Source organism: Stenotrophomonas sp. S39, assembly GCF_016624665.1.
GTDB lineage: Bacteria > Pseudomonadota > Gammaproteobacteria > Xanthomonadales > Xanthomonadaceae > Stenotrophomonas.
Window position 1 is genome coordinate 1 of sequence record NZ_JACVTT010000145.1, and the last position, 7,257, is coordinate 7,257.

The 7,257-nt window shown below is 66.9% G+C and carries 6 protein-coding genes; 3 read left to right on the forward strand and 3 right to left on the reverse strand.

Annotated elements, in window-relative coordinates; all coding sequences use genetic code 11:
* Positions 1–77: 77 nt before the first annotated feature.
* Both IAE41_RS21260 and IAE41_RS21265 read right to left on the reverse strand, forming a co-directional pair.
* A complete protein-coding gene (locus IAE41_RS21260; RefSeq protein WP_079220770.1) occupies positions 78–1,064 on the reverse strand; it encodes a malate dehydrogenase in 987 nt (328 codons plus the stop codon).
* 117 nt (positions 1,065–1,181) lie between these two features.
* Entirely contained in the window at positions 1,182–1,673 is a 492-nt protein-coding gene (locus IAE41_RS21265) for a peptidylprolyl isomerase (protein WP_079220769.1), read from the reverse strand.
* Positions 1,674–1,922: 249 nt separating this feature from the next.
* Between IAE41_RS21265 and typA the strand changes: the two genes are divergently transcribed.
* Genes typA through IAE41_RS21280 form a run of 3 tightly spaced genes read left to right on the forward strand, consistent with a single transcriptional unit; the run spans position 1,923 to position 5,911 of the window.
* Entirely contained in the window at positions 1,923–3,770 is a 1,848-nt protein-coding gene (typA, locus tag IAE41_RS21270) for a translational GTPase TypA (protein WP_049456418.1), read from the forward strand.
* A 9-nt stretch (positions 3,771–3,779) separates the two neighbouring features.
* Positions 3,780–4,247 (forward strand): DUF2127 domain-containing protein, encoded by a 468-nt coding sequence (locus IAE41_RS21275; RefSeq protein ID WP_079220768.1) that lies wholly within the window; start codon positions 3,780–3,782, stop codon positions 4,245–4,247.
* A 41-nt stretch (positions 4,248–4,288) separates the two neighbouring features.
* Positions 4,289–5,911, forward strand: a complete 1,623-nt coding sequence (locus tag IAE41_RS21280; protein ID WP_200734465.1) for an amidase — start codon at positions 4,289–4,291, stop codon at positions 5,909–5,911.
* Between the two features lie 71 nt (positions 5,912–5,982).
* Here the strand turns inward: IAE41_RS21280 and IAE41_RS21285 are convergent, their stop codons facing one another.
* Positions 5,983–7,170 (reverse strand): mechanosensitive ion channel family protein, encoded by a 1,188-nt coding sequence (locus IAE41_RS21285; RefSeq protein ID WP_174208669.1) that lies wholly within the window; start codon positions 7,168–7,170, stop codon positions 5,983–5,985.
* Positions 7,171–7,257: the final 87 nt, after the last annotated feature.

Sequence of the window (7,257 nt, forward strand, 5' to 3'; positions counted from 1 at the left end):
GTACCGACCAACGGTCGGTACCTACCTTCTGGATCACGTACCGACCAACGGCCGGCACCTACCGGTCAACGCCGGTATCAGCCCAGCAGGTGGGCGACGCCGGAGCGCTCTTCTTCCAGCTCGGCCAGGGTCTTGTCGATGTACTTCTGGCTGAAGTCGTCGATCGGCAGATCCTTGACCAGGGTGTACTTGCCGTTCTCGGTGGTCACGGCGAAGCCGAAGATCACGCCTTCCGGGATGCCGTAGGAACCGTCGGACGGCACGCCCATGGTGACCCACTTGCCGTTGCTGCCCAGCACCCAGTCACGCACGTGGTCGATGGCAGCGTTGGCGGCCGAAGCAGCCGAGGACGAGCCACGGGCTTCGATGATCGCCGCGCCGCGCTTGCCCACGGTCGGGATGAAGGTGTTGGCGTTCCATTCCTGGTCGTTGATCGCATCGGCGATGGAAGCACCATCGGCGGTCGCGAAACGGTAGTCCGGGTACATGGTCGGGCTGTGGTTGCCCCACACGACCAGCTTCTCCATGCCACCGACCGGCTTGCCGAGCTTGGTCGACAGCTGGCTCAGCGCGCGGTTGTGGTCCAGGCGCAGCATGGCGGTGAAGTTTTCCGGCTTCAGGTCCGGGGCCGACTTCATGGCGATGTAGGCATTGGTGTTGGCCGGGTTGCCGACCACCAGCACCTTCACGTCACGGCTGGCGACCTTGTTCAGCGCCGCGCCCTGGGCGGTGAAGATCTTGGCGTTTTCCAGCAGCAGGTCCTTGCGCTCCATGCCCGGGCCGCGCGGACGCGCGCCGACCAGCAGGGCGATGTCGGCATCCTTGAAGGCCACTTCGGCGTCGTCGGTGCCGACCATGCCGGCCAGCAGCGGGAAGGCGCAGTCTTCCAGCTCCATCATCACGCCCTTCAGGGCGGCCTGGGCCTTGTCGACCGGCAGTTCCAGCAGCTGCAGGATGACCGGCTGGTCCTTGCCCAGCATTTCGCCGGAGGCGATGCGGAACAGCAGGGCGTAACCGATCTGGCCGGCAGCGCCGGTCACGGCAACACGAACGGGTGCTTTCATGGGGGTTTCCTCTTGCTTGCAAGCGTTGGATGGAACGCCGCGGGCGTGGCACGCAGGCCTGGCGGGCGGCGGGGAACAGGGAAACGGCCACCGAGGGGTGGCCGTTTCGAAGGGGGATCAGGCGGCGAGGATCTTGTTCCACTCGGCGACGCGGTCGGCCTGTGCGGCCAGCGCGGCGTCGACGTCGCCTTCCAGGGTGATCGAATGGATCACGTCGCCCTGCTTGACCGAATCGACGATGGCCTGGCCTTCCAGGACCTTGCCGAAGACGGTGTGGCGGCCGTCCAGCCAGTCGGTCTTGATGTGGGTGATGAAGAACTGGCTGCCGTTGGTGTTCGGGCCGGCGTTGGCCATCGACAGCGAGCCGACCTCGTGCTTCACGCCGTTCTTCTCGTCCTCGAACTTGTAGCCCGGGCCGCCGGTGCCACGACCCTGCGGGCAGCCGCCCTGGATCATGAAGTCGGCGATCACGCGGTGGAAGATCAGGCCGTCATAGAAGCCCTGCTTGACCAGGTTGACGAAGTTGGCAACCGTCAGCGGCGCCTTGTCGGCGAACAGCTCGACCTTGATCGGGCCCTGGGTGGTGTCGAAAGTGGCGATGAGGGACATGAAGATCCTTGATGCAGATGGGGTTGCGTCTAGCCACCTAGTTTACACCCGGCTCGTGGCAGCGGCGCCTTCGACCATGGGCCAACGGGACCGGTCCCGCCGGCCGGGGGGCGCCGTTCAGCCAGCCCGGGCAGGCCCCTGAATGGGCCTCTGGCCGGGCCTGAAATCAAGGTTTTCGCGAATCGTCAACTTCGACGTATAATGTTGGACTTCTTTTTCCAAATCCGGCGCCGACTGGCCCCCTTTCGTATGTCCATCGAAAACCTTCGCAACATCGCCATCGTCGCCCACGTCGACCATGGCAAGACCACCCTGGTCGACCAGCTGCTGAAGCAGTCCGGCACCCTGTCCGAGCGTACCGTCCTCGCCGAGCGCGTGATGGACAGCAACGACCAGGAAAAGGAACGCGGCATCACCATCCTGGCCAAGAACACCGCCATCACCTGGGAAGACAAGAAGACCGGCATCAAGAACCGGATCAACATCGTCGACACCCCGGGGCACGCCGACTTCGGCGGCGAGGTCGAGCGCGTGCTGTCGATGGTCGACACCGTGCTGATCCTGGTCGACGCCATGGACGGCCCGATGCCGCAGACCCGCTTCGTCACCCAGAAGGCCTTTGCGATGGGCTTCAAGCCGATCGTCGTGGTCAACAAGGTTGACCGTCCGGGCTCGCGTCCGGAGTGGGTCATCGACCAGGTCTTCGACCTGTTCGACAAGCTCGGCGCCACCAACGAGCAGCTGGACTTCCCGATCGTCTACGCCTCGGCCCTGAACGGCTACGCCGGCCTGGAAGACACCGTGCGCGACGGTGACATGACCCCGCTGTACGAAGCGATCATGCAGCATGCGCCGAAGCCGGAAGTCGATCCGGAAGGCGCCTTCCAGATGCGCATCAGCCAGCTGGACTACAACAACTTCGTGGGCGTCATCGGCATCGGCCGCATCCAGCGCGGCACCCTGAAGAAGAACATGCAGGTCGCGGTCATCGACCGTGAAGGCAAGAAGCGCAACGGCAAGGTCGCGCAGGTGCTGGGCTTCCTGGGCCTGGAGCGCATCGAGCAGGACACCGCCGAAGCCGGTGACATCGTCGCCATCTCCGGTATTCCGGAGCTGACCATCTCCGACACCCTGTGCCACCCGGACACCCCGGAAGCGCTGCCGGCACTGACCGTCGACGAGCCGACCATCTCGATGACCTTCCAGGTCAACAACTCGCCGTTCGCCGGCAACAAGGACCTGTCCGGTGGCAAGTTCCTGACCAGCCGCCAGATCAAGGACCGCCTGGACCGTGAAAAGGTCCACAACGTGGCCCTGAAGGTCGAACAGCTGGAAGACGCCGACAAGTTCCTGGTCTCCGGCCGTGGCGAACTGCACCTGTCGGTGCTGATCGAGAACATGCGTCGCGAAGGCTACGAGCTGGCCGTGTCGCGCCCGGAAGTCATCATCAAGGAAATCGACGGCCAGATGATGGAGCCGATCGAACAGCTGGTGGTGGACATCGAAGAAATCCACCAGGGCGGCGTGATGGAAAAGCTGGGTACCCGCAAGGGCCAGCTGAAGAACATGGAGCCGGACGGCAAGGGCCGCGTGCGCCTGGAATACTCGATCCCGGCCCGTGGCCTGATCGGTTTCCAGAACGAGTTCAAGACCCTGACCCAGGGTTCGGGCCTGCTGTTCCACGTGTTCGACCATTACGGTCCGAAGGAACAGGGCGCGATCGCCAAGCGCATCAACGGCGTGATGATCGCCAATGCGCCGGGCACCACGCCGGCCTACTCGCTTGGCCCGCTGCAGGAACGCGGCAAGCTGTTCGCCGCTGAAGGCGACAACGTGTATGAAGGCCAGCTGGTCGGTATCCACTCCAAGGACAACGACCTGACCGTCAACGCGATCAAGACCAAGCCGCTTACCAACATGCGCGCTTCGGGCAAGGACGATGCGATCCAGCTGACCCCGGCGATCAAGTACTCGCTGGAACAGGCCCTGGACTTCATCGAGGACGACGAGCTGGTCGAGATCACCCCGAAGGAGATCCGCCTGCGCAAGAAGTTCCTGACCGAAAGCGACCGCAAGAAGGCTTCGCGCGGCGGCTGAGCCTGACCCGTGAGCCAGAACGGCTACAACCCGGATCCGCACCGGCATCCGGGTCTCCACGTCATCGCCCTGCTCGAAGCGAGCAAGGCGATGCTGGCGTTGTTGGCTGCGACCGGGCTGGAAATGCTCGGTCCGCAGCCGCTTCGCGATGGGGTCAATGCCCTGATCCGGCGTTTCAGCCTGGACCCGGATCACGGCACCCTGCCCTCGCTGCTGAACATGATCAGTCCCGACGCGGTGCACCTGGCCGCAGCGGCGATGATCGGCTACGGCCTGCTGCACCTGGTCGAAGCCTGGGGCCTGTGGAAGGCCAAGGCCTGGGCCTCCTGGCTCGGCTGCCTGACGGCCTCGATCTACCTGCCCTTCGACATCTACGCGGTGCTCCGCCATCCCGGCTGGGCGTCCTGGAGCGTGCTGGCGATCAACCTGATCGTCGTCTACGTCCTCGCCCGCGACCTGCGCAAGCGCCGCCACTGAGCAGCCGCTACACTGACGATTGGAGCCGACCCAGCCGTCCGATGCGCCCGTTCCTGCCTTCCCTGCTGACTTGCCTGATCGCGGCCCTGCCCGCGCTGCTTGCCGTGGGCTGCAGTCCGGCCACGCCCGCGGCGCACGCCGCCACACCTGGCAGCAGCAACGTGCCCTTCCCCTACGCCGAAACCGACATGGCCGACCTGCAGGCGCGGATGGTCAGCGGTGAACTGGACAGCGCCACCCTCACCGCCGCCTACCTCAAGCGCATTGCCGCCCTGGACCGCACCGGGCCGCGCCTGCGCGCGGTGCTGGAGCTGAACCCCAATGCCCTGAAGGAAGCGGCCGAGCGCGACCGCGAGCGCCGTGCAGGCCGCCTGCGCGGCCCGCTGCATGGCATCCCGGTGCTGCTGAAGGACAACATCAACGCCGCGCCCATGGCCACCACGGCCGGCTCGCTGGCGCTGCAGGGCTTCAAGCCCGGCGACGCCTACCTGGTGCGCCGCCTGCGCGAGGCCGGCGCGGTGGTGCTGGGCAAGACCAACCTCAGCGAATGGGCCAACTTCCGCGGCAACGACTCGATCTCCGGCTGGAGCGCCCGCGGAGGCCAGACCCGCAACCCCTACCGCCTCAGCCATTCGCCCTGCGGTTCCAGCAGCGGCAGCGCGGTGGCCGTGGCCGCCAACCTGGCCAGCGTGGCGATCGGCACCGAAACCGACGGCAGCATCGTCTGCCCGGCGGCCATCAATGGCGTGGTCGGGCTGAAGCCCACCGTCGGCCTGGTCAGCCGCGAGGGCATCATCCCGATCTCCTTCAGCCAGGACACCGCCGGGCCGATGACCCGTAGCGTGGCCGATGCGGCCGCCGTGCTGACCGCCATCGCCGGCCGCGATGATGCCGACCCGGCCACCGCCACCATGCCTGGCCGCGCCGTCTACGATTACACCGCGCGGCTGGACCCGCAGGGCCTGCGCGGCAAGCGCCTGGGCCTGCTGCAGACGCCACTGCTGAAATACCGTGGCATGTCGCCGCTGATGGACCACGCCGTGGCCGAGCTGCGCCGCGCCGGTGCGGTGGTGGTGCCGGTGGCCATGCCCAACCAGGGCGCCTGGGACGAGGCCGAGCGCACCGTCCTGCTGTACGAGTTCAAGGCCGGGCTGGAGCGCTACTTCGCCACCTACCAGGCCCCGATGCGCAGCCTGGCCGAGCTGATCGCCTTCAACCAGGCCCATGCGAAGCAGGAACTGGGGCTGTTCGGCCAGCAGCTGCTGCAGGAGGCCGACGCCACCGCCGGGCTGGCCGACCCCGCCTACATCCGTGCACGCAGCGACGCGAGGCGCCTGGCGGGCCCTGAGGGCATCGACGCGGTGCTGGCGGCACACCAGCTCGATGGCCTGATCGCCCCGACCACCGGCATCGCCTGGCCGCTGCGCAGCAGCGGTGACGATTTCCCGGGCGAGAGCTACAGCGCCGCCGCCGTGGCCGGCTACCCCAGCCTGAGCGTGCCGATGGGGCAGATCGACGGCCTGCCCGCCGGCCTGCTGTTCATGGGCACCGCCTGGAGCGAGCCGAAGCTGATCGAGATGGCCTACGCCTACGAACAGCGCACCCGCGCGCGGCAGCCGCCGCGGTTTGCCACCGACGCCCTGATCGACGCCGGCGACCCGTAATCACCTGGTAGCGCCGGGCCATGCCCGGCGGATGGAACCATGCCGCTGCGCTCGCCGGGCATGGCCCGGCGCTACCGTTCGGGTTCCGGCTCCCCCGGCACGATGGCCGCCTCACCATCCTCCGCACCCGGCGAACGCACGTCCGCCGTGCGCGCACGCGGCCCGCGCGGCATGTCCAGCTCATCCTCGTGCTGCAGGCGCGCACGCACCTGCGGCAGCGACTGCGGATGTTCGCGGGCGAGGAAATCCAGCATCCGTTCGCGCACCAGGCAGCGCAGGTCAAAGGCATCGCCGGAGCTGCGCGCACTCACCAGCAGGCGCACCTGGATCGCGCGTTCGCTGGTGTCGGTCACCTGGGTCACGCACACGCGGCCATCCCACAGCGCTTCGCCGCGGCAGATGCGCTCCAGCTCGGCACGGATCGCCGCGATGGGCGCGCGGTAGTCCAGCCAGAAGAACGCGGTTCCGAGCAGGTCGGCGCTGCGTCGCGTCCAGTTCTGGAAGGGGTTTTCGATGAACCAGGTCAGCGGCACCACCATCCGCCGCTCATCCCAGATGCGCACCACCACGTAGCTGCTGCCGATCTCCTCGATGCGCCCCCACTCGCCCTCCACGATCACCACGTCATCGAGGCGGATCGGCTGGGTCACGGCGATCTGCAGGCCGGCGATCAGGTTGCCGAACACCGGCTTGGCCGCGATACCGGCCACCAGGCCGATCAACCCGGCCGACGCCAGCAGCGCCGAACCGATCTTCGCCACCATGTCGAACTGCAGCAGCACCAGCGAGGCGCCGAGGACGATGATGCCGCCCATGATCACCCGGCTGAGCACACGGGTCTGGGTCTGGATGCGGCGCGCTTCCAGGTTGTCGGCCACATCGATCGGGTTGCTGCGCAGGATGGCGCGCTCGATGGCACTGACACCGCGTACCAGCAGCCAGATGAAACACGCCACCAGGCTGATATGCAGCACCCGTTGCAGATTGCCCAGCAGCGGATCCTGCAATGGCGTCGCCTGCAGCGCGGGAATCAGCAGCAGCAGCGGCAATGCCGTGGCCAGTGGCAGGCCGAGCACACGGCCGATGCGCGCACGGCGCCGATCGCGCCCTTTCAGCCGGTGATAGATCCACAGGATCACCCAGGCACCGATGCCACCGATCACCAGCGCCAGTCCCAACGGCCACGCATAGGCCTGCATGTGCTGCCAGTGCACGCTTGCCACCTCCACTCGAACACGCGAATGGACAGGGTCGCGCATGGCGCATGACTGTTTTGTATGCAGGGCTGGCGCCCTGCACCCGCAGAGGCAACGTCAACGTCAAAAGCCTGCATTCCGTGGGATGGC